24 protein-coding genes and 1 pseudogene are annotated in these 25,058 nt (G+C 69.3%); 12 read left to right on the top strand and 13 right to left on the bottom strand.

The window, feature by feature from the left end:
* Positions 1-453 precede the first annotated feature (453 nt).
* On the top strand, positions 454-1,917 hold the full coding sequence (locus tag RM609_RS29515) for an eCIS core domain-containing protein (protein WP_311614829.1): 1,464 nt from the start codon (positions 454-456) through the stop codon (positions 1,915-1,917).
* A 36-nt stretch (positions 1,918-1,953) separates the two neighbouring features.
* Here RM609_RS29515 and RM609_RS29510 read toward each other — a convergent pair whose 3' ends face one another.
* Positions 1,954-3,756: an ABC transporter ATP-binding protein gene (locus RM609_RS29510; protein ID WP_311614827.1), complete on the bottom strand. Its 1,803-nt coding sequence runs from the start codon at positions 3,754-3,756 to the stop codon at positions 1,954-1,956.
* A 244-nt stretch (positions 3,757-4,000) separates the two neighbouring features.
* Entirely contained in the window at positions 4,001-4,531 is a 531-nt protein-coding gene (locus RM609_RS29505; RefSeq protein ID WP_311614825.1) for a contact-dependent growth inhibition system immunity protein, read from the bottom strand.
* A gap of 155 nt (positions 4,532-4,686) precedes the next feature.
* On the opposite strand from RM609_RS29505, the gene RM609_RS29500 reads away from it, so the two are divergent.
* Positions 4,687-5,436, top strand: a complete 750-nt coding sequence (locus RM609_RS29500; RefSeq protein WP_311614846.1) for a dienelactone hydrolase family protein — start codon at positions 4,687-4,689, stop codon at positions 5,434-5,436.
* Positions 5,437-5,712: 276 nt separating this feature from the next.
* Here RM609_RS29500 and RM609_RS29495 read toward each other — a convergent pair whose 3' ends face one another.
* From RM609_RS29495 to RM609_RS29480, 4 genes are all read right to left on the bottom strand, one after another.
* Positions 5,713-6,081 carry a hypothetical protein gene (locus RM609_RS29495; RefSeq protein WP_311614824.1) on the bottom strand — a complete coding sequence of 123 codons (369 nt, stop codon included), beginning with the start codon at positions 6,079-6,081 and terminating at the stop codon, positions 5,713-5,715.
* Between the two features lie 12 nt (positions 6,082-6,093).
* Positions 6,094-6,954: a leishmanolysin-related zinc metalloendopeptidase gene (locus RM609_RS29490; RefSeq protein WP_311614822.1), complete on the bottom strand. Its 861-nt coding sequence runs from the start codon at positions 6,952-6,954 to the stop codon at positions 6,094-6,096.
* Positions 6,955-7,401: 447 nt separating this feature from the next.
* A complete protein-coding gene (locus tag RM609_RS29485) occupies positions 7,402-7,542 on the bottom strand; it encodes a hypothetical protein (RefSeq protein ID WP_311614820.1) in 141 nt (46 codons plus the stop codon).
* A gap of 240 nt (positions 7,543-7,782) precedes the next feature.
* Entirely contained in the window at positions 7,783-8,259 is a 477-nt protein-coding gene (locus RM609_RS29480) for a hypothetical protein (RefSeq protein ID WP_311614818.1), read from the bottom strand.
* A 299-nt stretch (positions 8,260-8,558) separates the two neighbouring features.
* Here RM609_RS29480 and RM609_RS29475 point away from each other — a divergent pair, with 299 nt between their 5' ends.
* Positions 8,559-9,767, top strand: coding sequence for a PP2C family protein-serine/threonine phosphatase (locus RM609_RS29475; protein WP_311614816.1), 1,209 nt, complete (start codon positions 8,559-8,561; stop codon positions 9,765-9,767).
* A gap of 345 nt (positions 9,768-10,112) precedes the next feature.
* On the opposite strand, the gene RM609_RS29470 is transcribed toward RM609_RS29475, so the two are convergent.
* Together RM609_RS29470 and RM609_RS29465 are read right to left on the bottom strand one after the other, a co-directional pair.
* Positions 10,113-11,855: an asparagine synthase-related protein gene (locus RM609_RS29470; protein ID WP_311614814.1), complete on the bottom strand. Its 1,743-nt coding sequence runs from the start codon at positions 11,853-11,855 to the stop codon at positions 10,113-10,115.
* A gap of 82 nt (positions 11,856-11,937) precedes the next feature.
* Entirely contained in the window at positions 11,938-12,078 is a 141-nt protein-coding gene (locus tag RM609_RS29465; protein WP_311614813.1) for a keywimysin-related RiPP, read from the bottom strand.
* A gap of 684 nt (positions 12,079-12,762) precedes the next feature.
* On the opposite strand from RM609_RS29465, the gene RM609_RS29460 reads away from it, so the two are divergent.
* The 4 genes from RM609_RS29460 to RM609_RS29445 are packed head-to-tail and all read left to right on the top strand — an operon-like array spanning position 12,763 to position 15,363.
* Entirely contained in the window at positions 12,763-13,017 is a 255-nt protein-coding gene (locus RM609_RS29460; RefSeq protein ID WP_311614811.1) for a lasso peptide biosynthesis PqqD family chaperone, read from the top strand.
* Positions 13,014-13,463: a lasso peptide biosynthesis B2 protein gene (locus RM609_RS29455; RefSeq protein ID WP_311614809.1), complete on the top strand. Its 450-nt coding sequence runs from the start codon at positions 13,014-13,016 to the stop codon at positions 13,461-13,463. The genes RM609_RS29460 and RM609_RS29455 overlap by 4 nt, the downstream gene beginning before the upstream one ends.
* On the top strand, positions 13,463-14,476 hold the full coding sequence (locus RM609_RS29450) for an ABC transporter ATP-binding protein (RefSeq protein ID WP_311614807.1): 1,014 nt from the start codon (positions 13,463-13,465) through the stop codon (positions 14,474-14,476). Before RM609_RS29455 ends, RM609_RS29450 begins: the two co-directional genes overlap by 1 nt.
* Before the next feature lie 50 nt (positions 14,477-14,526).
* Positions 14,527-15,363, top strand: a complete 837-nt coding sequence (locus RM609_RS29445) for an ABC transporter permease (RefSeq protein WP_311614805.1) — start codon at positions 14,527-14,529, stop codon at positions 15,361-15,363.
* A 320-nt stretch (positions 15,364-15,683) separates the two neighbouring features.
* On the opposite strand, the gene RM609_RS29440 is transcribed toward RM609_RS29445, so the two are convergent.
* Together RM609_RS29440 and RM609_RS29435 are read right to left on the bottom strand one after the other, a co-directional pair.
* On the bottom strand, positions 15,684-16,427 hold the full coding sequence (locus tag RM609_RS29440; protein WP_311614803.1) for a class I SAM-dependent methyltransferase: 744 nt from the start codon (positions 16,425-16,427) through the stop codon (positions 15,684-15,686).
* Between the two features lie 527 nt (positions 16,428-16,954).
* Positions 16,955-17,788, bottom strand: a complete 834-nt coding sequence (locus RM609_RS29435) for an enoyl-CoA hydratase/isomerase family protein (protein ID WP_311614801.1) — start codon at positions 17,786-17,788, stop codon at positions 16,955-16,957.
* Between the two features lie 122 nt (positions 17,789-17,910).
* Here RM609_RS29435 and RM609_RS29430 point away from each other — a divergent pair, with 122 nt between their 5' ends.
* The 3 genes from RM609_RS29430 to RM609_RS29420 all read left to right on the top strand — a co-directional run bounded on the left by RM609_RS29430 (position 17,911) and on the right by RM609_RS29420 (position 20,668).
* The gene (locus RM609_RS29430; protein ID WP_311614799.1) at positions 17,911-18,300 is read left to right on the top strand and encodes a winged helix-turn-helix transcriptional regulator; all 390 of its coding nucleotides are present in this window, start codon (positions 17,911-17,913) and stop codon (positions 18,298-18,300) included.
* A gap of 213 nt (positions 18,301-18,513) precedes the next feature.
* Positions 18,514-19,185, top strand: a complete 672-nt coding sequence (locus RM609_RS29425; protein ID WP_311614797.1) for a hypothetical protein — start codon at positions 18,514-18,516, stop codon at positions 19,183-19,185.
* 259 nt (positions 19,186-19,444) lie between these two features.
* The gene (locus RM609_RS29420) at positions 19,445-20,668 is read left to right on the top strand and encodes a glycosyltransferase (RefSeq protein ID WP_311614844.1); all 1,224 of its coding nucleotides are present in this window, start codon (positions 19,445-19,447) and stop codon (positions 20,666-20,668) included.
* Between the two features lie 162 nt (positions 20,669-20,830).
* Here the strand turns inward: RM609_RS29420 and RM609_RS29415 are convergent.
* From RM609_RS29415 to RM609_RS29405, 3 genes and pseudogenes are all read right to left on the bottom strand, one after another.
* Positions 20,831-21,049 (bottom strand): annotated as a pseudogene (locus tag RM609_RS29415) (MarR family transcriptional regulator); the annotation flags it as partial.
* 25 nt (positions 21,050-21,074) lie between these two features.
* Positions 21,075-21,815, bottom strand: coding sequence for a COG4705 family protein (locus tag RM609_RS29410; protein ID WP_311614795.1), 741 nt, complete (start codon positions 21,813-21,815; stop codon positions 21,075-21,077).
* A gap of 116 nt (positions 21,816-21,931) precedes the next feature.
* The gene (locus RM609_RS29405) at positions 21,932-22,489 is read right to left on the bottom strand and encodes a hypothetical protein (RefSeq protein ID WP_311614792.1); all 558 of its coding nucleotides are present in this window, start codon (positions 22,487-22,489) and stop codon (positions 21,932-21,934) included.
* 136 nt (positions 22,490-22,625) lie between these two features.
* On the opposite strand from RM609_RS29405, the gene RM609_RS29400 reads away from it, so the two are divergent.
* Positions 22,626-23,303 carry a response regulator transcription factor gene (locus RM609_RS29400; RefSeq protein ID WP_311614790.1) on the top strand — a complete coding sequence of 226 codons (678 nt, stop codon included), beginning with the start codon at positions 22,626-22,628 and terminating at the stop codon, positions 23,301-23,303.
* On the top strand, positions 23,296-24,801 hold the full coding sequence (locus RM609_RS29395) for an ATP-binding protein (protein ID WP_311614788.1): 1,506 nt from the start codon (positions 23,296-23,298) through the stop codon (positions 24,799-24,801). Before RM609_RS29400 ends, RM609_RS29395 begins: the two co-directional genes overlap by 8 nt.
* Positions 24,802-25,058: the final 257 nt, after the last annotated feature.

The following is a 25,058-nucleotide window of genomic DNA, read 5'->3' as shown; positions in this document are numbered from 1 at the left end:
CCTTCACATAGACCGTCGTGATCTTGTCCTGGGCGGCGGCGAGGGCCTGGGCCTGCTGGAGCGGCAGATAGACATTGGCGGCGGCCCCGGCTCCGTTCCGGCTGCCGTGACGCTAGGGCGAGCCCGTGAGGGATCCCTGAGGCCAGGATGAGACGGAGATGAGAACAGCGGGATGCTGTCCGGAAAGCCCCTAGGGGCTGAAGCCCCGGACGATTTCCACGACGACGTCGGCACGACGTCGGTACTTTCCTCTATTTCGCGGCATGGAACCGGTTGCTGGGGAGCTTCCCTGTGAGGCCCGGGGCGGAGTACCGGAGCGGGCATCGCCAGGGGGGACACTCCGGCGGAGGCGTCCGCCCCCGGTCCGGGCACTTCGCGCCACCGTACCTGGCGGGGCGTCACCTCGCTCCGGTATACCGAGAGGGCGGACGACCGGCGCCGGAAGGAGTCTCCATGCACGACCGAGCGAGCAGTCGAGTGCCGAAGAAGACGGACGCCTCCGCGGGCCGCACCTGCCCGGCCCGGGCGGTGGCGCCCGCCGAGGCCCTGCTCGCCCTCCAGCGCTCGGCCGGGAACACCGCCGTGGTCCAGATGGTGCGCCGGGCCGGCGCTTCCGGTGCCGCCCAGGACCGGCACGGCCCCGGCTGCGGCCACGGGGAGGAATGCCGGCCTACGGCGCGGCGTTCCGCCGTGCACGACGTCCTGCGCGGCGGCGGTCGGCCGCTCGACGGCCGGATCCGCGCCGACATGGAGGCGCGCTTCGGAGCGGACTTTTCCGATGTGCGCATCCACACCGACGCCGCCGCCCGAGCCTCCGCGGCCGAACTCGGCGCCGTGGCCTACACCTCCGGCAGCCATATCGTCGCAGGGCTCTCCGGCGTCGACCGGCACACCCTCGCCCATGAGCTGACGCATGTCCTTCAGCAACGCTCAGGGCCGGTGGCCGGGACCGACCGAGGCGACGGGCTGCGCGTCAGTGATCCGTCGGACCGGTTCGAGCGCGAGGCGGAGGCCACCGCCCGGCGGGTGATGAGCCGCGCGGCGACCACCGCCCCCGCTGCCGGGCGTCCATCCCTACAGGCCGCGCAGACCTCCACGGGGACCGGCGACGTCCAGCGCATGCACCACCCGGCCAAGATCGACGATGAAGTACGGAGGCTGGTCGCCCAGGCGGAGGGCGGCATCGACGAGTACATCGCCGACTACGACACCTGGCAGGTGAGCCGCGGGAACGTCAAATGGCTCATGGCCAACGCGGATCTCAACGACTCGTTCGAGCACCTCGAGAACCTGGTGGGCGCACCTCAGCGGCGCAGCAAGGCGGAGCTGGTGGCCGCACTGGAGGCGACCATCCGCGCCGACCTGACCACCACCTCGTCGGAGACGATGGCGAACGCCCGGGCGGCGGCGCTCGCCGCGAAGCGCAAGCTCGTCCTCGGCCGCACGGGCGACACCGGCCCGTGGGCCACGTACCAGCAGGGCAAGCCCCAGGTCGGGGACCGGCTGTCCGAGAGCTCACGGATGGGCAGGCGGCTGAACACCACCAAGTGGTCCGTTCCCGTCAACTACGCCTTCATGGACGGAGGCATCGCGGAGCGCGCCGCGTTCAAGATCGTTACCAGCCTCGGCCCACAGACCGAAGGCATGCTGATCGGCGGGCGGCTCCACGTGGGCAACTTCTGGCAGGAGATCGAGAAGCTGGGCGACAGCGCGCTCTGGGACAGCGGCAAATCGGCCGACGAAGGCGGCCCCCAGGCGATGCTGGGGCACGAGATCCTCCAGCTCATCGAGTCCGGCTACCGGTTCTACGGCCGGGAGAGCGCCTACGCGCAGGGCAACGCCCGGCTGGTCGCGGTCCACCCCGACAGGCCCGCGCCCGCGGTCGGGGACAAGACCCAGCCGCTCACCCTCCCATGAGCCCTCGCCACGAGCCCTTGCCCCTCGGTTTCCCCCTCATCGGTCGTGCGAGAGCTCGTACAGTTCCTGGAACAGCCCGCCCGCGGTGACGAGCTGGTCGAACGGCCCCTGTTCGGTGACCCGCCCGTGCTCCATGACGACGATCCGGTCCGCGATCCGCGTGTTGTCGAGCCGGTGCGTGACCACGACGGTGATCCGGTCGCGCGCGACCTTCTTCAGCTCGGTGAAGATCTGGTGCTCGCCGCGGGCGTCCATCTCGGACGTGGGCTCGTCCAGCACCAGGAGCGCCGGCTGCCGGTACAGGGCCCGTGCACAGGCGACGCGCTGCCACTGCCCGCCGGAGAGGGTCACCCCACCCCACAGCTCACGGGCGAGAAGCGTGTCGAGCCCGCGGGGGAGTTCCCGGACGACGTCCACCATGCCGACCTGCGCCAGGGCCTCCCACACCGCTTCGTCGTCCCAAGTGCGGGGCTGGCCCAGGGTCACATTCTCCCGCACCGACAGCGGCCAGCAGGCGAAGTCCTGCGGCACCACGGCGGTCCGGTCCGACAACGTCCCCTGGTTCGCCTCGGCCAGGTCGATACCGTCCCACGAAACGGTGCCCTTCTCGGCCGTGTACAGGCCGAGGAGGAGGCGGACGAGCGTGGACTTGCCCGAACCGTTCTCCCCAACGACGGCCACGACCTCGCCCCGCTGGAACGTCAGCGAAACCTCGTCGAGCGCCGGGGCCGGCTTGTTCGGGTACCAGTAGGAGACCTTCTCCACCCGCACCGTCTCCACCACCGGCGGCACCGTCTTACCGTCGGTACGAGGCACCTTTTCCGGGGAGCGGCCGTTGTCGACGAACCGTTCCCAGTCCGCGAGGTACAGACAGTGCCGGAGCAGGCCGACGGTGTAGGCCAGCAGATCCCGGACGGAGGCCAGGGCCTGCCGGACGGCCACGATCACCGTCGCCGACACCGCGAGCGAGACCCGGCCCGAGACCGTCAGCCACGCCAGAACCCCGTACGCCCCGGCCAGACACACACCGCTCGCGGCGTAGGACAGCAGATCCGTGCGCAGCTGCTTCGGTGTCTGTGCCAGGATCTTCGCGTCGATGGTGTCGGTGATCCGGTCGTACCAGAACTTCAGGTACGGGATCATGCCGTTGCCGTGCATCTCGTCGCCGAAGTGCCGGTTCGCGGCGTAGCCGCGCATCATCTGTTTGACCGTGCGGCCGGCCGACACCGTCAGGTGTGTGCGGTACTCGATCCGTGCCCGTACCACCGCGCCCGCGCCGGAGGGGAGCACGGCGAGCATCAGCACGCCGAGCATCAACGGGTGCAGCCCGGCGAGGACCCCGCCGGCCGCCACGAGCCGGATGAGGGAGCCGAGGAAGACCTGCACCTCGGTCACCAGCCGCTCCGAGCGCACCACCCCGGTCTCGGCCTTCTCCCGGTCCTGGGTGAACGCCGGATCGTTGTAGACCTCCAGCCGCACCGACAGGGCGGCGTGGATCAGCGCCCGGTCCGCCGCCGTGAGCAGCTGCGGGCGTAGCCGGTCCTCGGCCCACGTCCCGAACGCGTGCGCGCCGCGCGCGAAGGCCGCCGCGCACCCGGCCCCGATCAAGTACGGACCCGCCTCATGCACCCTGGAGGCCACTGTTCCGGTGCCCACGAGCGGGCCCATGGCCTTGGCCGTCATGGTCAGCAGCACCGCGGCGCCGGCCCCGCTCGCGATCTCCGCGACGAATAGGACGACGACCGCTCTCCGGTCGGCCGACCACGCCATGCGCAGGAACCGCACCAGCAGCGCCGGGACCTTGCGCACGAGTTCGAGCAGCCCGTGCTCTTCCAGCACGTTCCGCTGGTTCGGACCCTGATACGTGAGCGCGGCCGGCTCCGGCATCGGAGGCCGTTCGACCGTGCGGGCCCGTTTACCGCCTGATGAGTCCTCCACCTTCCGTTCTCCCTCCCCTTGGGCAAAGAGCGCCGGGTTGAAAGCACCCTTTACCTAACGGTCGCGATCGGGGCAAGGACACGGCCCGGGGCTCGGCGGACGGCAGCACGCCCGGCGTGGCGATGGGGGTCACAAGATGGGGGCGTCACAAGCCGGCAACGACGGCGAGGAAGTCGTCGGCCTCCCTCCGCAACCCAGGTGACAAGTCGACCAGCCCGGAGACGATCGTTCGCAGCTCGCGCGCGGTGCCGGGTACCCCGGCCCACGCTTCCCGGCCCCTGGTCAAAACGGCGGAGAGCAGGTCGCCTTCGTACAGGTCCCCCTCGACCATCGGATCGGCACGCAGCAGCTCAACAGCCGACGGCAGGAGGTGAAGCAGACCGACATCTTGGCTGATCAGCAGCCGCAGATCCTCGGGACCGAGCACGCTGATCGGCTTACGCCGAAGAGCATGCGCCGTGGCGACGAGACGAGTGGCGTCTGCTGGCGGGGCAGGCCAGCGGACACCTTCGATCTCCTCCAGCGAGCGCGAACCATTCACAAATCGAGACACCTGCTCATTGTCCCGCATCAAGACCTCAGACAGTCCCCAGCGCGCGACCTCCTCGTTCTGCCAGGCCGCCGCCCGCTCGATCTGCTCCCACCGGCAGCCGACCAGGCCGCCGCCGATCCGCAAGGGATCTGTGGGAGCGACGGATCCAGTGCACGATGGGCTCACCGAAGCCGGGACAGGCTTGACCCCACGAACCATGGCGGTGATCGTAGGTGATCGCCGGGTTGACCTCTGGTTGACCTCAACCCTGGCATCAGCCCAAGGAAGGAAGATCCGCCATTCCCACCAAGACGCTGCACATTCCCACCCCTGACGGCCAGGCCGACGCGTTCGCCGCCTTCCCCGACGACGGCGAGCAGCACCCGGGTGTGCTGCTGTACATGGACGCCATCGGCCTGCGGCCCGTGCTGAAGGAGATGGCCCGCGAACTGGCCGAGCACGGTTACTACGTGCTCGTCCCCAACCTCTACTACCGGCACGGCCCGGCCCCGGTGGTCGAACTTCCCGAGCACATCGGAGAAGACATCCGGCCGGCGGTCTTCGCCCAGCTGATGCCCCTGGTCCAGGCGCACACCACCGAACGTGCCCTGCGCGACGCCGACGCGTACCTCAGTTTTCTCACCACCCAGCCCGAGGTCAGCGCCGGACCGGTCGCCGCGATCGGCTACTGCATGGGCGCCGCCTTGGCGATGCGCACTGCAACTGCCCACCCCGACAAGGTGGCCGCCGTCGCCGGATTCCACCCCGGCTTCCTGGTCACCGACGCGCCCGACAGCCCGCACCGCCTCGTCTCCAAGCTCACGGCCCAAGTCCACATCGGCCTCGCCGAAGGCGACTTGACGCCCGAGGCCCTCAGCGAACTCAACCAGGCCCTGGATGCCGCAGGCGTCGGCTACACCACCGAGGTCTACCCCGGCACCGTCCACGGCTTCACCATGGCCGACACCGACGCCTTCAACCCCTCCGCACTCCAGCGCCACTGGGACCGCCTGCTCCCCCTCCTCGACCGCACCCTGGCCAACAGCTGAGGCACCGGCTCGGAAGCCAAACCTGAAGGACACGGCTCCGAGCCCGTAGCCCGCACGCCAGCCGCAAAGCAGCGGCCGGAACCTGGTCGATCGTGGTCATACGCGCTCTCTGCCGCCGCAGGGTGTTCACGGCCCCAGAGGTCGGCCGGCGCGGTATTGCCGGTGGGTGGGACGGGCAGGCGCCAACCGAACGGCCCCGTAGAGAAGGTTCTACGCGGGCCGTGTGCCGTGGCAGCGGACGCCGCCGGTAAGGGGCAGGGGTTCAGCCGCGCGGCATCACTTGTCGTCCGGCAGCGCCGGCAGTGTCCGCAGACCCTCCCGGGCAACGGTGACGTAGAGACCGGTTCCGGTGACCACACGGCAGTGGTCACCTTCCTCCCGGAGGAGGAGCACCGGGGTCCCGGCAGGCAGCATTCCCTCGGGCTGAGGAGCCCGCTCGGACCGTTCGAACCAGTACGGATGCATCTCCTCAAGGACATGGCTGAACCGGTTGGGCGCCGGTCGTACGACGTTGTCCCGGGGAATGAGCGCCTCGGATCTGAGGACGGTGGCATCGGGCCTCAGGACGGCATGCTCCTCCTCTCCCCGTGCTCCGCGCGCGTCTTCGCGCCCGTCCCGGGCCCGGTGCTCTCGCTCCCCGTTCATGAGCGCTGATCCTCACGCCGGCGTGAGCAGGCTGTCCTCGGGCAGTATGACCGGAATGGTGCGCTGTACCGTGCCGGCGCCGACGGGCGCCACATGGGTGCGCATTTCGCCGCGTTCGGCCAGCTCCAGGTGGTTGGGCAGCGCGTACTCGTCGGCGGCCTCCATGTCCACCACGTAGCCGAGGTCTCCCAGGCTGCCCACCGTGAGACGGCTGAGCGGGTTGGGTGCGCCGCCCACGAAGCCGGTCATCAGCTCGTTGGCGAACACCGTCTCGCGCCAGTGTCCGTCACGCGTCCCCGGTCCACCCTGGTTCTCCACCGGGACGGGCCTGGACTGACCCGCTCCCACCAGCTTGCCGTACTCCTCCATGGCGCTCGTGCCACGGAAGACGGGGTTGTCGGTGCCGGCGCCGTGGATCAATTTCTTCTCCGTCCACGGGCGGGTACCGATGCCGCAGACGTGCCCCATCTCATGGGTGATCACATCCACCAGCGTCCCGTTGGCCGCCATCTCCTCCAGATCGTCCGTGTCGAATGACATGGTGCCCTTCGCGGGCAGGAAGGCACCGGGGCCGTTGGCCGGCCTCAGCACCGTCGGTCCCGCTTCTCCCAGGATGTTTCCGGGTCCGTCGATCGACGTGCCCTGGGCCAGGATCAGGAGGTCGTCGATGACTTCGCCGTCGACGCTCACGTCCGGCAGGTCCCCGACGATGACCTTCGCCCAGCGGTCCGCCGCCTTGCTGAACGCGGCTTTCTGCGTCGTGTTCAGGCCGCCCAGGAACCGCACTGTGATCGTGTACGGGGATGTGGTGGCGGCGAGTTCACGCGCACGCCCCGTGTCCGCCCTCGCGTGGTAGGTCTCGTACTCGACCATGGTTCTCCCTCCTCGCAGGAGGAGTTGCTACGGCTGCGCCGGAGAACCACAGGAGACGTCGTGTCGAGTCGAGAAGCCGTCTGCGGAGTGCCTGCCCGGGCTCATAAGGAGCGAGGAAACCGCCCAGGCAGATTCGGCAGGTTCCCGGCGCCACGCGCACCGCCGAGATGGGTGTGCGCCTTAGTTTTATGCTGCTCTGTGTGTGGCACCTTCGCACCGTCCGAGCAGCGGACACCTGTGCTCCACTGCTTTCCAGGCTACGCCTGTTCGCACGGCTGGCAATCCGCGTTCACGAGACGCGGCGGGCTCGCCGGTCGAGCGGTGTGGTGAGGCATTGGGGCCCCGAAGTCTGCCTTCCGTCTGTGGTACTCGACCGGTCAGCGAACGTGCGAACAGCGAGACTGACGTGGCGCAAGGCGAGTGACGCCCCGGCGCCTCGGGGAGGCATTAACCGCAGTCACCGCCACCCCAGGTGGCAGCAGGTGTGTGGGCCATCAGGAGCGTCAGCAGCTCGAACGGGATCGCCGCGACGTTGAACCACACGCTCACGTACGCGAGCAGACCCGGCTTCGTCGACCAGAGCCCCATCGCGCAACGCCGACGAAGGCCAGGCCGGCCCACCGAGGCCCTGCCGGTTCCGTGCCTGCGATGCGAACGTTCTCGGGTGGTCCCGGGCCGGACCGCTGCGTGTCCTGGTGCTGGACGACCCTGACCGAGCTGGTGCGCTCTGGAGAACCCGAAACCGAGCCAGGCAGCCGTCGACAGGCAGGGACGCTCGGCGGAGGACCAGTACCGTGTAGGCGCCGGGCAGGTGGCCCGCCGATGCTCTTAGCCTTCCCAGGTGTACACCCGTATCGGGTCGAGGTGCAGTTCGTGCGGCCCCAGGCAGTCCGCGGCGAGGGTGGCGATGAGGGTCCCGCAAATGCAGGACATATTGCGGCCGCCGGTGCCCTGGGGGCCACAACAGCCCCAGTGAGCGGTGTTGACCATGGTCAGGCCGGGGACGTCGTCAGGGTGGACGATCGCGGAGTTCCTGGGGCCGACGGAGACCCAATTGCTCTGCTCTGCCGACATCATCAGGGCTCGGTCGTCCACCGGGCGTCTGGGTTTGCTCCCAGCGGGTTCGAAGGGGCCGCCCCAGGGTTCCGTGTCGATCGCGTAGTGGCCCTGTGGCACGGTGGAGGGGGCGAGGCGAGTCTTTTTGTCACGGTCCTTGTCGTGCACCGAGATATCCGGAACAGCGGGCAGCCGCTGGAGTTCCGGCGTGAGCCGTGTGGCGCACTTTGCACAATAGAAAACCGTCATGTTTGCAGTTGTACCTGCTTACCCGAGGACGGTTGTACTGGGCAGGCCCCGGCGGGTGGCCGCTGGGACGGGTCGGCGCGGTGGACATCGACCGAAGACCGTCCGCCCGTCCGCTCACAAGCGGTGGCCCGCGCCCTGGGCGCCCTCAGGACACGGGCCTGGCGCTGGCGCCGACGCGCGACATGTGCCCGGCAGAGCTCGGCTCACCGCCCTGGCCGCAGCCGCACCCCACGCGATCCCACCCGACGTGAGAGAGGCCGGGATCGGTGTGAAACTGGGAACCGGAAGGGGTGATCCCCGTGCCGGACCCACCGCACGCGTCCGCCGACCCCGACAGCACCGTCGACGAGAATCGACTGGAAGAGCTGATCATCGAGGCGCAGACGGCCCTGCCGGTCGAACTGCCCGACCTGGCGAACCGGTGCGCCGCGGCCCTGGGCCTGGGCACCGCGTTGATCTACCTCGTCGACCTGCAACAACAGCTGCTCATCCCCCTCGACGAGGCCTTGGAACCACTGCCGGTGGACCGCTCGTCGGCCGGCTGGGCATACCGCACGGTCACCCCGAGAGTGGCCGACGCCGGCGACGACATGATCGCCTGGATGCCTCTGGTCGACGGTGCGGAGCGGCTGGGCGTGCTGGCGGTACGGACCGCCTCGCTCGACGGGGTGCGGATGCGCCGCAGCCGAATGCTGGCCTACCTGTTCGCCATGCTGATCACTTCCAAGCGCACTTACAGCGACTGGCTCGCCGCCCGCACCCGCACCGCGACCATGCGGCTGCCCACCGAGATGCTGCGGGCCTTCCTGCCATCCCACACCATCGGCAGCAGCAAGTGCGTCTCGACCGCAGTCCTGGAACCGGCGTACGACGTTGCCGGCGACGCCTTCGACCACGCGGTGGTCAAAAACATACTGCACACCATGATCCTCGACTCCATGGGTCACGATCTGGCCTCCGGCCTGACCACGTCGGTCGCCATGGCCGCGGCGCGGAACGCCCGCCGCGGCGGTGGCGACCTGACCGACGTCGTCGACTCCGTCGACCAGGCGCTCGCCCAGTGGCTGCCCGACCATTTCTGCACCGGCGTGCTGTGCCGGCTCGACTCGGCCACCGGGACGCTGCGCTGGGTCAACTGCGGTCACCCGCCGCCGCTGCTGATCCGTGCCGACCGGGTGCTCGACGGCGCACTGGACAGCCCCCCACAGCCACCGATCGGCCTGGTCGGCCAACTCGCCCCGGCAGCCCGGCAGGTCCACGAGACGACACTGGAACCGGGCGACTCCGTCCTGCTCTACACCGACGGTGTCGTGGACGCTCGCGACGCGAACGGTGCGGAATTCGGCCTCGACCGGTTCACTGACTTCATCATCCGCTCCACCGCCGCCGGCCAGCGCCCGGCCGAGGTTCTACGGCTGCTCATCCACGCCGTCCTCGACTACCAGCGCAACCAACTGCGCGACGACGCGACCATCCTGCTTTTCGAATGGCGCCCGCAATACCAGTGACGTGGTATTGCGCTGAGCCTCACCAAAGCCGGGCTCGCCGCGCGACCGCGTCCTCGGCGGCACCCTCGCGGAACTGTGGCTGATCGCTAGGCCGTAGCCACCGCCAATGGGGACCGTGCAGGTGGGGAAGGCCGGCGCCTTCCCCACCCTGGTTGCACGAGATGGGCGTGCAGGATCAGTCTGCGGCCTGAGGCGTGGCTAATGGCGGAGTTGTCAGCGGTGTGTCTGCGTATTTTTCTCTGAACTTCGTGTTCCCGGCCGAGCCGCGGGCGCTTCGCCATTCTTTGCCCGCACGAGAGCCGATGGGGATGGCTTCCACGGCGGCCGGGACTCGTGTTGCGGGGTTTACGCGCGGGCTGGGTAGGGGCGCGGAGGGAGATGGGCGAGCCAGTATTCGACGGCCAGGGTGTCCTCCAGGGCTTGGGCTGTTCGGGATCTGGGCGTCAGGAGGGCTGCACGCAGTGGGGCGGGCTCGATCAGGCCGCGCTGTGCGAGCTGGGACTGGGACACCAGGTCGAGAAGCTGTCGGCGGTGCTGATGCAGCCCCTGGTAGAAGTCGGAGCCGCTGCTGGCTTTGGTGGTGCGGTTCAGCAGCTCCGTCGGGACGATGCCGTCGAGTGCGGCGGTGAGCAGAGGCTTGTAGCGCCATGGTGTGCCGCGTTCATCCGGTCTCACCGCGAGGCAGGCCTCGAGCACGTGGTCGTCCAGGTAGGGCAGGGCGATCCACGGTTCGGTCAGATCTTGCCGCATCAGACGGTAGAGCCGGCTTGCGTTATGGATACGTTGAAGCGCGTGATGCTGACTGTGTCCGGGGGCCAGCGGCTGGGCCTGATAGGCGGCCTCTTCCAGCAGAGAAGCGACTGCCTGCACCGCCCGTGACGTCGCCCAGGGCGCCATGCGCAGTGGAGGACCCCAGCCGAGGAGCGAGCTGGCCAGGTCCGGTGCCTGGAGGAGACGTGCCTCGTCGGCGAGCCAGCGAGCGTAGGTACGGCGGTCGGCCAGGCCCCGCAGCATTCGGGGCAGCGGCCAGCGGTAGCGCGCTCGGTGTCCGCGCGAGTGCCGCAGAACCAGCAGTGGATGATGCCGCAATAGGTCCCGGAGGTAACCGGGCGGGGCTTGGAGCGCCTCGTCGCCGCCGTGACCGGCCAGGTGAACACTGACCTGGTGACGGGCGTACTGGTGGGCACAGGCGCTCAGGACGGCGCGGCTGCGCAGCAGGAGTGAGGGAGCGTCGGTCACCGATGACACCTGCTCGAGTGCCGCGTACTGAGCGGGCAGCGCCTGTGAGCGGAGGACGAGCCGGGTGACGAGCGGAAGGTCGCGTGCCGCGCGGTCGGCCCAGAGGACGTCGTCATTGCTCGGGTCGCGCAGCTGCACCGTCATCGTGACCAGGCGCGCCCCGGCCTGATGGGCGAGGAAACACAGAGAGGTGGAATCCAGTCCTCCGGACAGGTCGGCTCCGAGCGGTTGCCCGGCTCCGAGCGCGTTCACCCGTGTGCTGACGGCCGCCGAAAGAGCCTCTCGCACCACTGGCGCCCCCTCGGTAAGAGACCGCTTCGGGGCAGGAGGCTTCCACCATTGGTGCACCCGCGCCCGCCCGCCGGGCGTAATCAGCAAGGCACTGCCCGGCGCGACGGCCTCGATCCGCTGCCAAGGTGAGAGGAAGCTCAGCGGATGTGGCAGCTCGGACGTGAGCAAGGAGGCCGCGAGCCAGCGGTCGTCGAGTTCGGCCCCCGTCAACTCCGCGAGGACATCCGCCCGGTCAGCGGCCACCGTCAAGCCCCGCCACGTGGTGCGATAGACCCGGCGCAGTCCGGAGGCCGTGCCCTGGACCCACACGTGACCATTGACCGACAGCAGCAGGTGGGCACTTCCCGGCAGGGTCTCGCCCGAGAAGCTCAAGTCCGCCGGCCGCCTCGGCCGGCGGACCAGCCGCGCGAGGTGGCCGGCGGTCCCCGGGCTCTGCCCGAACACCGCCAGCCGTTGATCGCCGGCTGTGAGAACGGTGCACTGGCCCGCCGGAATCCGCCCGACCAGCCACGGACGACCGGAGGCGTGCGAGGCGAGCAAGGTCGCCCCATTCAGCATCCTGGGAATGGTCTGGGCTGCGACGCAATCAGGTAGGACCACGAACCAGTGCACGGTGCCCTCACGGGGATGAATTAGGTGATCAGCCTTGAGAAGTCGGGAAGTTGAAACGCCCGAAAATCGGCTCCTGGAAGTCGCCGGTTCCGCCGCGGGTCATCTCCGTGAAGTCCCCGGCCTCTGTCAGTGTCGGAGGCTCGTACAGAACCTCGGTGCGCTCGCTCATGGGGAATTCCTCCTGTCGGCGGGACGAGGCTGTCTCGTCTGCCTGTAGAGCGCACTGTCCGCCTTTTTCGCGAGAAAGCCATAGCGGGCGCCGGAAGTCCCTCGAAAGGGTTACGGGCGGGTGAAAAGCGATAGTCAGTGGGGGCGTTGTGCCAAGGATTCCGGTTGGTTCGCTCCGCTCCACCGACTCGTAAAGGGGCGATGGAGCGGTAGGGGGGTATCTCACATCGACCCCGCCTTGCACCTGATCGGTATGTGACCGGCAGCTCTGGATATCAGCCGGCTTCCGTAGGCTCCGCGACTCATGAGTTCACTGACGCACCCGGATGCTGGGCCATTCGAGTGGCATTTGGTTGACGCCATTCAATGAATCTTCCATGTAGCGCACTCTCCGATCCCAGGAGACCCTTGCTCCGCTCCACGAAGGAAGCGTGTTCCGGGCCGGCGAGAGGGCATCACTTGTCCGCTGCGATAGGTGGATGCACTCAAAATCTCGATCAACCCGGTTCGCCGGTGGCGTCTTGGATCCGCTGTGCCAGCGGGAACGTACGCATGCGCCAATTGGAAATGGGGGAGGGGCGGTGAAGGTGGCCAGGCCTGAGACGGGGTCAATTGTGTATGGCTCCCTATTCGGTGAACATGACTGGGCGTCGACCTGAAAACCTCGGGGGAAGGAGGCAGCCGGATGCTCAACCTAAGACAGGACGTCTCGGTGGCCGTCGTCGAAGACGGCATGGTGCTACTGGACGGACGCAGCGGCCGCTATTACCAGGTCAACGACAGCGGTGCCCTCGTGCTCGGCGTCCTGATCGAGGGCGGCGGCGAGGAGGAAGCTGCTGATGCCCTCACCGAACGCTACGGGGTCGCGAGAGGCCAGGCACTGGCCGACATCGACAAGATCGTCCGCCGGCTGTGCAGCACAGGGCTGATGACATCATGAGCGTGGCCGTCTCCGTGGACAGGCCGCCGCGGCTCCCGGTGCGCCGTCGACCGCTGGCACTGCTCGCGGTCGCCGCAGGCCACGTCATCGGTCGGCTGCCACCGCGCAGAATCCATAGCATTCTCACGATTTGCGCACGTGGCGCCCGACCGGCCGGCTATGCGGAGGCAAGAAGAGCGCGCGCGACAGTAGTCGCTGTCAGCGTGCGCTGCGCGGGAGAAGGCTGCCTGCCGCGTTCCATCGCGACCGCCCTGCTCTGCCGGGCCCGCGGTTCATGGCCCACCTGGTACGCAGGGGCACAGACCATGCCATTCCGGGCCCACGCATGGGTCGAGGCAGAAGGCCGCCCCGTCGACGAGCCCCTCTCCACCACCCACCTGCAGCCACTGGTCACCATCCCGCCCGGAGGCCGGCCGTCACCGTCGTGCAGGACGCAGAGTCCGTGATGCCCCCTGCCTCTGCCCCTACCCCTGTGCCGACGGCTCAGCCGACGATTGTCGCCCGCGGCCTGTGCAAGTCGTACCCCGGGGTGAAGGCGGTGCGCGGGGTCGACCTCACCGTCCACCCGGGAGAAACCTTCGGCTTCCTCGGCCCCAACGGTGCGGGGAAGTCCACCACCATCGCCATGCTGTGCACCCTCGCCCGGCCTACTGCCGGCCGGGCGAGAGTGGCAGGAGCGGACGTCACCGAGGACCCCGGCACCGTGCGCAGCCGCATGGGCCTCGTTTTTCAGGACCTGACCGTCGACGGGGATCTCACAGCGGGCGAGAACCTGCGCTTCCACGCCGATCTCTACGGTCTGCCGAAACGCACCGCACGTGCCAGAACGGCTGAAATGCTCGAGCTGGTGGGCCTGGCCGATCGCCGGAACAGTCTTGTCCGCACGTTCTCCGGCGGCATGAAACGCCGGCTGGAGATCGCCCGGGGCCTGTTGCACTCGCCACAGGTGCTGTTCCTGGACGAACCCACCATCGGCCTGGACCCGCTGTCCCGGGCACAGCTGTGGGAGCACCTGCACCACGTGCGCAAAGAGCAGGCGGTCACTCTCTTCCTGACCACCCATTACCTGGACGAGGCCGAGCACTGCGACAGGGTCGCCATCATGGACGACGGCCGCATCGTCACCGAGGGAACACCGGCCGCGCTCAAAGCCGCGATCGGCACCGATCGCATCCGCCTCCACACCACTGATGACCGTGCGGCGGTGACCGCCTTGCGCCGGCAGTTCGGCCTCAACGCCACCGCCGGACCGGACGGACTGTGCACCCAGGCACCCGACGGCGCGGCCTTCGTACCCGCACTGTGCGCGAACCTCGGCATCCCGGTGCTGTCGATCACCGTGACCAGCCCCAGCCTCGATGACGTCTTCTTGCAACACACCGGACGAACCATCCGCGACGCCGAAAGGACACCCCGGCCGGCAGGACCCGCCGGGAAACCACAGCGACAGGCGCCGTGATCGCACTGCTCTGACCGACCCCGAACCCTTCGTGATCCAAGGGACTTCGAATGCCCCTCTCGGTGCCACCCCCGGTCAGCCGCAGACTCACCGGAGAACTACGCGCCGTAAAGGTCGTCTGGCAGCGCGAAATGATCCGCTTCCTGCGCAACCGGAGCCTGATGGCGATGAACCTGCTGCAACCGGCCCTCACCTTGCTGGTACTCGGCACAGGGCTCAACTCCCTGGTCTCCACCCCCACCGGCACCGGCGACTACCGCGCCTACCTCTTCCCCGGCGTGCTGGTGATGACCGTGCAGACGCCCGCCATCGCCGCCGGGGCGTCCATCATCTGGGACTGCGAGACCGGCTTCCTGCGCGAGATGCTTGTCGCCCCCGTCCGGCGCAGCAGCCTGCTCCTCGGCAAGTGCGTGGGCGGAGCAACTGTCGCCAGTTGTCAGGGGGCTGTCGTCCTCAGTCTCGCCTGGACCGCGCACGTGCCCTACCGGCCGGCCCTGATCGCCACCCTGATCGGAGAACTGGTCATCACCGCACTGACCCTGACAGCCCTCGGCACCCTCGCTGCCGTCCACATCACCCGTATCCAGACCTTCCAGGCCGTACTGAGCTTCGCCCTGACACCGATGGTCTTCCTCTCCGGAGCCATGTTCCCCCTGGCCGGCCTGCCGGTCTGGCTTACGGCACTCTGTCTGGCGAATCCTTTGACCTACATCGTCGACCTCCTGCGCCAGGCTGTCGCGGCACAAGTACCAGGACCGGCAGCCGCCCCAGGGGCCACCTGGCCGACCGGCTGGCAACCGTCCATCGCCGCGGAACTCGCGATCACCGCCACGATCGGCCTGGCAGCACTCGTCCTCGCCACCCGCCGCTTCTCCCGCCCCCGCTGACCGCGAGGCGGCCTGCCCACACGGCACCGCACAGCACGGGCAGCACCACCAGCGGATCCCCGGTCCCGCGCACGCATTCCCACAGCGGCCCGCCGCCTCGCCCCGGCCCTGCGCGGCCGACGGCGCGAGCCCGGCTGGACGACGGATTGTGGACACCGTCCCTGAGCAGCTCCTGCCCGACCGGGCGGGCGATCGCCCTCAGCCGGTGCCATCACCTGAATAGGGTGGGTAGTCAGGCAGGGGGCCCGATGGCTGGCGACACAGGCACGGGCAGCGGCTGCGCTTTACTGGACTGTTCCAGTTCGGGCCGAGTCAGTCGGTCAGGCACGGCAGCGCAACATCTCCAGCGGCGGGTTCGCGAGGAGGTCGGCCCAGAAGGCTTCGCCGAACTCTCGGATGCCGGCTTGGGACACCTTCAGTGAGACCCATTCCACCTCACTGAACCCGGCCGTCCGTAGACAGTCCTCGTAGACCTCGCGGCGTGGGGCCGTGGCGATGATGCTGATCGGCTGCGGGTCGAGAAGAGCCGTGATCCGCTCTCGCGGGCCCGTCTCGGTTTCCTCGCCAGTCGGCTCGCAGCGAAATCCGTACTTGTCCAGGGACGGACAGTCGAACCCGTAATCGGGCCTCTGAGCGAGTACAAAGAACTTTCCATCCGGCACCAGGCTCCGGTGGATGTTGCGGCACATCCGTTCCATCGCCGCGATGTCCTCTGCGTAATTGAGGCATTGCACCCCCACCGCGATGTCGAAGCACCGGCCGACAGACCGCAGCTCGGCCACATCACCGATTTCGTAGCGCACACCGAGCGGGTCACGCCGCTCGGCCTCCCGCGCGGCGGTGATCATCGCGACGGAGATGTCGACACCGAGGACATCCGTGGCGCCGCGCCGCTTGAACTCCCTGCTGTAGAAACCGGTGCCGCACGCCAAGTCGAGAACGGACTTGCCGCTCACGTCCCCGACCATGCTCAGGAAGCTCGGCACTTCCCCGTAGCGTGTCAGGGGAAGGGACTTGAACCCCTCGAATGCCTCGCCGATCTCGTCGTACTGCTGCGCGCTCACGCGTTGCCTCCTCCTGCGCTCCGTCCTGTACGTGGCCGCGCCGGCCTTCCGGATTCGCAGGCCCGCCGGCTCGAGGTCGTGGCAGAAAGTCTCCTCCGCCCCGTCCGGCCGCCGTACTGGCAGATGACACAAGAAGCTGGACCGGTGACCCTCCTATCGTCTGACACCACTTCGCAAATCGTTCACAACCCATACCTGCTGGACGCGGGTTGTCCCGCGCTCCTTTCGCTGGCACTTGCCTGCCATGTGCATCCGATGGCCCGGAGCGGCGCCGGATACACCCCGAGGTAACAGAAGGTTTGATAGCGACCATGTGGGCGGCGCCGAATAGCCCGTTCGGTTTCACCGGGGCGCCCATCTGGCCGCCCGCGAAGGCCGGCTGACCTCCCAGGTGGTCACGCACCACCTCATCGGCGGTCCACGAGGCGACGTGACGGTCAACCACGTTGGCATCCGATGAGGTGGGCGAGCCACACACTGTCGCGATCGACAGGACACCGGTCAGTACGTGGGGCCTCGTCCGGGACCTATCCGGTCAGCCCCCGGAGAAGACCCTCCAGATCACGCTCGCCGTCGCGGGTCTGGGCACCCTGGGCCAGTCCGCCGCGGATCAACCGCTCGGCCGCGGGGCGAACGAACTGATCCGCCCAGGCGCCGTGCTCCCGCAGGAGCCCCTCGGCCAGGTCCTCGGGAACGATGGCGCGCTTGGCCGCCGCGATCACCCCCTCGGGCAGGGCGGCGATGTTGCGGGCGAGGCGGTCGACGATGCCGTCGAGCTCGCCGGCGGGAACGGCCCGGTTGACCCAGCCGTAGCGCTCCGCGGTTTGGGCGTCGTAGAGGTCGGCGCCCAGCACCGCCTCCAGGGCGCGATTGCGACCGACCCGGCCGGCGAGGTACTGCGTGCCCCCTCCACCGGGGACGATGCCCATGAGAGCCTCGATCTGGCCGATCCCGGCGCGACCGATCGCCGCGAACACCATGTCCGCTGCTGTGACGAACTCCGCCCCTCCACCGCGCGCGATCCCGGCAAGCTTGACGATGGTCACCTGGGGCTGGTGCCGGAGCAGCTCCCCCAGAGCCTGGAAGACGTTGACGCCGTCTGGAAGGTCAGCCGCGAGCTTGTCGAAGGCGTCCGGCGTGTCGACGAGCGTCATGTCGACGTGGGCGATGAAGAACTCCGGGTTGGCGCTGTCGAACACGATCACCCGAACCGAGTCGTCGTCCCTCAGCGCGGTCAGCAGGTGCCGGAGGTCGGCCATCAGGGCGACGTCCAGGACGTTGACCGGTGGGTTGTCGAGGGTGACGCGGGCGATGCCGCCCTCGACGCTCACCCGCAGGGTCGCGTAGGTGTCGTGGTTCATGGAGATCTCCGATCGGTACCCGGTATGCATCTAGGTTCCTGATGCATACTTACAGTGGGACGGTGGGTGACCGGCGTCAATAACGCACTTTCGGCATCGCAAGGATCGCGAAGGATACCGACATGGCCATTTCCGAAACCGGCGCCGACGCCGGCATCGACACCGTTTACCGGGCCGACTGCCCCAGCCGCCCGATCCTCGACCAGATCGCTGACAAGTGGTCGATGATGGTGATGGCAGTCCTTGACAAGCCCACTCGGTTCAACGAGATCAAGCGCCGTCTTGAGGGCGTGACTCAGCGGGTCTTGACCCAGACCCTGCGCCGCCTGGAACGCAACGGGATGGTCGTGCGCCGCGTGCTGCCAACCTCGCCGGTCGGGGTCGAGTACTCCCTCACCCCGCTCGGCGAATCCCTGCGGGAGCCGTTCGGCCGGTTGTACGACTGGACGGTCGAGAACGCAGACGAAATCCGGGCGCACCAAATGGACTACGACCAACGCGTTCAGAGTTGAGAGGGCGTGCCCGAGAACCCCATCGTCCTGAGCCGACTCGCGAGCCCACACCCGGACCAAAACAGCCAAACATCTTCACTGGACTTCGAGCTGTCGAGCCGCCGGTAGCCACTGCGATTTTCATCCGCCGTGCTGGGCAGAGCACCGCGGGAGATGTTTGGGCAGTGGGGCTGGAGGTCGGGCAGCGGCAGCACCGCCTTTAGAGTGTTCCGCATGCTGTTTCCCGTACATGCCCTTGCCCACCGGCCGTTGACGGCCGGGGCCGTCGCCGAATTTGTGGGTCTGCCGGCCGCGCCTCACATCTCCGACAATTTCGACGCAGTCGATGCCGAAGCACAGCGACGCGGATGGTCCTGGGAGGACAGCCTGGTCTGTGAATCCTTCCGCACCGCGGATCAGCATGTGCTGTGCTGCGACGAAGTCAGCCCGTTCGGGAACCCGGACGCACGGACCTTCCTGGTCTTCGGAGAGCTCTACCCCGTCGACCCGCACGACGAAAGCATGACCAACGGGACATGGCTATACGGCCTCATGGACCGCTGGCAGGAGCAGCCCGGCTGGAGCGGCCGCAGACCATGCACGGACCAGGACTGCGAGGCCGTACTCGAGCAGGCCGCGCAGATCGTGACCGAACACCTCGGCGCGCCGCCTGAGCGAACGATTTTGTCCTCTTCGGCTGTGGCGACCGGGCCCGCACTGACGCACCGTATCTGGCGCACCCCCACCCACGCCCTGATCCTCGGGCCAGCAGCCGACAACGGCCCCTACGGTTACCTCACCCACCTGCAACTGTCCTGTACGCCTCTCTCCTGCGGCCCCGATCTGCCCTCCGCGGATGACGAAGACGGCCTGGCCGACTGGATCACCGAACACATCGACTGGTGACGCCGTCAGCCAGGGCGGTAGCGCCGCCAGCGTCGCAGTGACGGTCCAGCGGGACCAGGCGACGAGGAAAGTGTGTGGACGGTGTCGTGGTGACGGCTCTGTGCTGTTGAACCACCGTTGAACCGCGTAAGAGAGAAGAAGGAGCACCCGCCCCCTTCCATGATCAACATATAGCGCACCGGGGGGCTTGCGGCAAGGCCCCGGTCGTGACGCACAATCGCCCACCGAAGCCGGAATACGAGGCCATGGGGGTTACGGAATGCGTGTGTTGTTGTTGGCGTACGGGTCGCGTGGGGACGTTGAGCCGATGGTGGGGCTCGCGATGCGGTTGCGGGAACTCGGCGCGGAGGCGCGGGTGTGCGCGCCGCCGGACTTCGCAGAGCTGCTGGATGGTTTCGGCTTCCCGCTGGTGTCGCTCGGCCGGCCGCTGCGCGAGATGGCAACCAAGGCGGTGACCGGGGCGAAGCCGCAGTCAGCGGAGACTCTGCCCCAGCGCGCGGCCCGGATGGTAGCCGAGACGTATGAGCAGGTCGCCGCAGTGGCCGAGGGATGCGACGCGGTGGTGGCGACCGGCCTGATACCGGCCGCGGCCGCTGCGCGGTCGGTGGCCGAGAAGCTGGGCATTCCCTATGTGTTCGTGGCCTACTTCCCGAACTACCTGCCGTCGCCGCACCACCCGCCGCTCGCGTGGCCGGGCCGGCCACTCCCGGCGGATGTGACCGACAACCGGGTGCTGTGGGACCTGAACACGGAGGCCCTGAACGAGCTGTTCGGCGAGGGGATCAACACCCACCGGGCATCGATCGGTCTGCCCCCGGTGGACGATGTCCGCGATCACGTCTTCACCGACCGTCCGTGGCTGGCGGCGGACCCGGCCTTGGCCCCGTGGGTGCGGCCGACGGACCTCGACGTGCTGCAGCCCGGCGCGTGGATCCGGCCGGACGAACGCCGGCTCCCCGCCGATCTGGAGGCGTTCCTGGACGCCGGCACGGCACCGGTGTTCGTGGGCTTCGGCAGCATGCCGATGCGCGACGCGCAGGATGTCACCCGGGCGGCCGTCGAGGCGATCCGCGCGCAGGGCCGCCGTGTACTCCTCTCCCGCGGTTGGGCCGGCCTGGCGCCGACCGATGAAGGGGACGACTGCTTCGTGGCCGGCGAGGTCAACCAGCAGGCGCTGTTCGGCCGGGTGGCCGCCGTCGTGCACCACGGCGGCGCGGGCACCACGACGACGGCTGCCCGGGCCGGTGTGCCCCAGGTGGTGGTCCCGCAGATGGCCGACCAGCCGTACTGGGCCGCCCGGGTGGCCGAGCTGGGCATCGGCGCGGCGCACGACGGTCCGACCCCGACTTTCGAGTCCCTGTCGGCCGCGCTCAAGGCGGCCTTGACCCCGGAGACCCGGGCACGGGCGGCCACTGTGGCCGGCACGATCCGTACCGACGGGGCGGCGGTGGCCGCGAAGCTGCTTCTCGACATGGTCGGCTGAGAAACGCGTGTACCCGCCCAGGCGTCGAGCCGGGGCTCACACCTTGAAACCGGTGGCTTTCTCCAGGTCCTCGACGAGTTCGGCGATGCCGCAGATGCCAACGGGACGGATCGAGGGCCCGGCACTTACCAACAGCGTCACCTTGCCCAGCCCTTCGGTCTATCAGGCGACCGTCCCGCCCGTGTTGCGGATCAGTCGCTGGAGCACCTTCATCGTGGTGGCGTAGCCCGGGTCGTCGATGCGCTTGTGGAGGGCGGCGCGGATCGCGGGAGCGTTGCGCGCGAGGTCGACGCGCGCAACGCTCCCCTCCTCGGTGAGCCAGAGCCGGTGCTCGGCGTCCGCCGCGAGATCGTCCTCGGGCCGGATGTAGGAGGTCATGGCATCCACAGGATGCCGACAGGGAGCGTCAGGCCGATACGTGCGGGGCACGTCGTTCGGTGGTGGCGCTCAGCCACGCCACAGCCGCAACGATGACCACCGCGAGGACGAGGCTGACCGGCCCTGTACCGAGGTCCAGGCCCCCGCGCTCGTGGCTGACGCCGGCCCAGTCGGCGAAGCACGCGCCGAGCGGCCGGGTGAGCACGTAGGCCCACCAGAACGTCAGGACTGAGGACAGGCCGGAGAAGCGGTGGGCGAAGGCGGGCAGGGCGATCAGGGCGGCGAACAGCAGTCCGGAGGGCAGGTAGCCCCAGCCCAGGGTGGCCGCGGACAGGTCTCCGACCGCCGTGCCGAGCGCGAAGGTGGCCATGACCGCGCACCAGTAGAACACCTCCCGGCGACCGCCCGCGACCGTCTCCACGGCGAGCGTCCCCTCCACCCGGCGCCACAGGAGGAACACCAGGGCCAGGGCCACGGCGAATGCCATCGCGGAGGCGGCGTAGGGCACGCCGAGGGCGACGTGCGCGACGTCGGCGGCCATGGTGCCGAACACGCTCACCATGATCACCGCCGCCCAGTAGACGACCGGGACGTAGCGGCGGGTGCGGGCCTGCGCTATCAGCGCGGCGGCCAGCAGCAGCGCGGCCGAGCCGACCGCCGGGACGGGCCCGAGTACCCGGGCGAGGTAGTCGGAGGTGGTCTCGCCCATGCCGGTGGTGAGGATCTTGACGATCCAGAACACCGCTGTCACCTGCGGGACCTTGCTCATGACCGGCCGCGCCGGCACAGCTGGGCGGCGGTGGGCCGCTCGGGTGGGTGTCATGGCGCCCAAGACGACGGCGCTCCCTTCTGTACGGCGCGGCCGGGCCGCGCCCGGTCGGTGGGTCAGTCGTCCAGGACGGTGTTGCCGGTGATCGTGTCGCCGGCTCCGTCGATGGTCACCGCGTGCCGCACGCCGTCGGGGCCCAGGACCACGACCCGCCAGGCACGGCCACCGCCCTGCTGGGTGACGGGGCTCAGCGACTCCACCTTGCCGCCGGACACCGCCGACGAGGCCTTGTTCATCGCGTCGGCCGCGTTGGTCGACGGCAGCGGCGCCGGCGCCGCGTGGACGTCCCGCCCGCTCTCCTGGCGACCCTCACGGCCGTCCCGGTTGTTCCGGTTGTCCCGCTCGTCCCAGCCGTCGTGCCGTCCCCGGTCATCCGCAGCCGCCGTACGGCCGTGACCGTGGCCGTGGCCCTCCTCGCCCTCGTGGTGGTGAGCCACCGCCGCTGCCGCGCCACCACCGATCACCAGCACGGCCGCCCCGGCCGCGACCCAGCGCACCGACCGGCAGCGCACCCACCGGCCGGCACGGCCCGTACGCGTCCTGCCCGCTCCCGCTCCCGCGGCCTTCGGCTCTTCCTGCGGCAACGTTTCTCCCGTTCCCATGGACTCGCTCATGGCACACCCCGATCCTCGCCAGGCCCGGGCCGTCCCCGGGCGACACCGTGAGGATGTCCATGCGTTGCTGAAGATCAGCTGAAGACCAGCAGATGCCGTGAACTGTCCGGTGCGGCGACCTGCGACCCTGTTGGGCATGCGAGTACTGGTGGTGGAGGACGAACGTCGGCTGGCCCTGGCGCTGCGGCACGGGCTGACCGCCCAGGGATTCAGGGTCGACGTCGCCCACGACGGCCTCTCCGGCCTGGCCCAGGCCATGGAGCACGCCTACGACGTGGTCGTGCTCGACGTCATGCTGCCCGGTCTCAATGGCTACCGTGTGTGCTCACGCCTGCGGGCCTGCGGCAGTGACGTCGGCATCCTGATGCTCACCGCCAAGGACGGCGAATGGGACGAGGCCGAGGCGCTCGACACCGGCGCGGACGACTACCTGTCCAAACCGTTCTCCTTCGTCGTGCTCGTCGCCCGTCTCAAGGCGCTGGCCCGCCGCATCGGCAGCCGCGCGCCCCGGCGCACCGTCCTGGGCGACCTCGTGATCGACTCCGCCGCCCGTACCTGCACACGCGCCGGCACCGCGATACCCCTCACCCCCCGCGAGTTCGCCATCCTCGACCACCTCGCCCGCCGGGCCGGCGAGGCCGTCTCCAAGCGAGAGATCCTCGACGCTGTCTGGGACAACGCCCTCGACAGCGACCCCAATACCGTCGAGGTCCACGTCAGCGCCCTGCGCCGCAAGATCGACACCGCCTTCGGGCGAGCCGCGGTCCAGACCGTCCGTGGCGCCGGCTACCGACTGGCGGCCGACGGTGGCTGACCAGACCCCCGCCGGTACACCTGCCACTCCCGCCGGTCCACCCGCCGGCGCCGCACACCATCGCCTGCGCGCGGCCGCGCACCGCCACCTGGCCCGCCACCCCCGCGCCGCGGCCCTCGTCGACCGCCTGACGCCACGCTCGGTCCGCGCCCGCACCACCCTTGCCGCCTGCGCCAGCGTCGCCGTCGTCCTCATCATCGCCTCGGCCGCCGTCATCCTCCTGCTGCGCGTCAATCTGGAACGCACCGTCGAGGCCGATGCCCGTGAGCAGGCCCAGGCCGTCGCCCGCCTCGCCACCGACGGTCACCTCACCAGCCCGCTACCCCTCGACCACGGCACCGACTTCATCCAGGTCGTCGACGCGAACGGCCGGGTGGTCGCCGCCAGCCAGAACCTCACCGGCCGCCCCCCACTCGCCCCCGCCCGCCATCACCCCAACGGCCACAGAACCTTCAACCTCGACGCCCGGGGCCACGCACACCACCAGCGCGTCACCAGCATCGCCGCCACCACCCCCACCGGCCCCGTCACCATTTACGTCGGCGCGTCCCTGCACACCGCCGACGCCGCCGAAGACCTCACCACCGCCGCCCTCGCCGTACTGAGCACGGTTCTGCTGTTCACCGTCGGCGCCCTCACCTGGCGCGCGACCGGCCGTGCCCTGCGACCGGTCGAGGCCATTCGCGCCGAGGTCGCCGCCATCGGGGACCGAGACCTGAACCGCCGCGTTCCCGAGCCCCGCAGCGACGACGAGATCGCCCGTCTCGCCGACACCATGAACGCCATGCTCCAGCGACTCGAAGCCGCAGGCACACGACAGCGCCGCTTCATCGCGGACGCCTCCCACGAACTGCGCAGCCCCCTGACCGTCCTGCGCACCCAGCTCGAAGTCGCCCTCGCCCACTCCGACCCCGACGTGCACGCAGACCTGGTGGCCGGCGCCCTGGAGGACACCGAACGCCTCCAAGCACTCGCCGCCGACCTCCTGCTGCTCGCCCGCCTGGACACCACCGACCACGACTGGCCCGACGAACCCGTCGACTTCGCCGACCTGATACACACCACAGTCGCGGCCCGCGGCGTCGAACCCCACCCGGTCGACGTCCACGCTTTGACGGCGATCACCATCCCCGGCAACCCCCTGTGGCTGCGACGGCTGCTGACAAACCTCCTCGACAACGCCCAGCGCCACGCCCGCAGTCACATCACCGTCCGCCTCACCACAGACCGGGCCTCCGGCCACGCCGTCCTGGACGTGACCAACGACGGGCCGCCGATCGAGCCCGCCGACCACGAGAAGATCTTCGAACGGTTCGCCCGCCTCGACGACGCCCGCAGCCGCGACGACGGCGGCACCGGCCTCGGCCTCCCGATCGCCCGCGACATCGCGGCCATCCACAAAGGCACCCTCACCGTCCTCGACGCCCCGGGAGCGACCACCTTCCGCACCCGACTGCCCATCCCGCCGCAGCCGTCGCCTGCAAAGGTGATGAAGTGAACTTCATCGCGAACTTGCGGCTGTTCAGCCTGACCTTTAACCGCCGGCCTCGGGCGGGCCGGCCTCATACTGGGCCGGCCTGTCGCCCGTTCCAGGTCGCGGCTTCGCAGGTGACCTGCTGAGGGGTCCCGTGCGGGAGGGTCCTGGGCCACCCCATGCCGTACCGGGGCCGGGGTCTTCGCGCTGGTGTCAGGGGCCCTGCCATGCCTGGCCGGGATCACCGTGCGGATGCTGCTCGGTGAGGACCGGGCCCGCCG

Origin of the sequence: Streptomyces hesseae (genome assembly GCF_031845785.1) — a bacterium.
Classification (GTDB): domain Bacteria; phylum Actinomycetota; class Actinomycetes; order Streptomycetales; family Streptomycetaceae; genus Streptomyces; species Streptomyces hesseae.
Note: the sequence above shows the minus strand (reverse complement) of the source record. Positions and strands in the feature narration are given on the sequence as shown.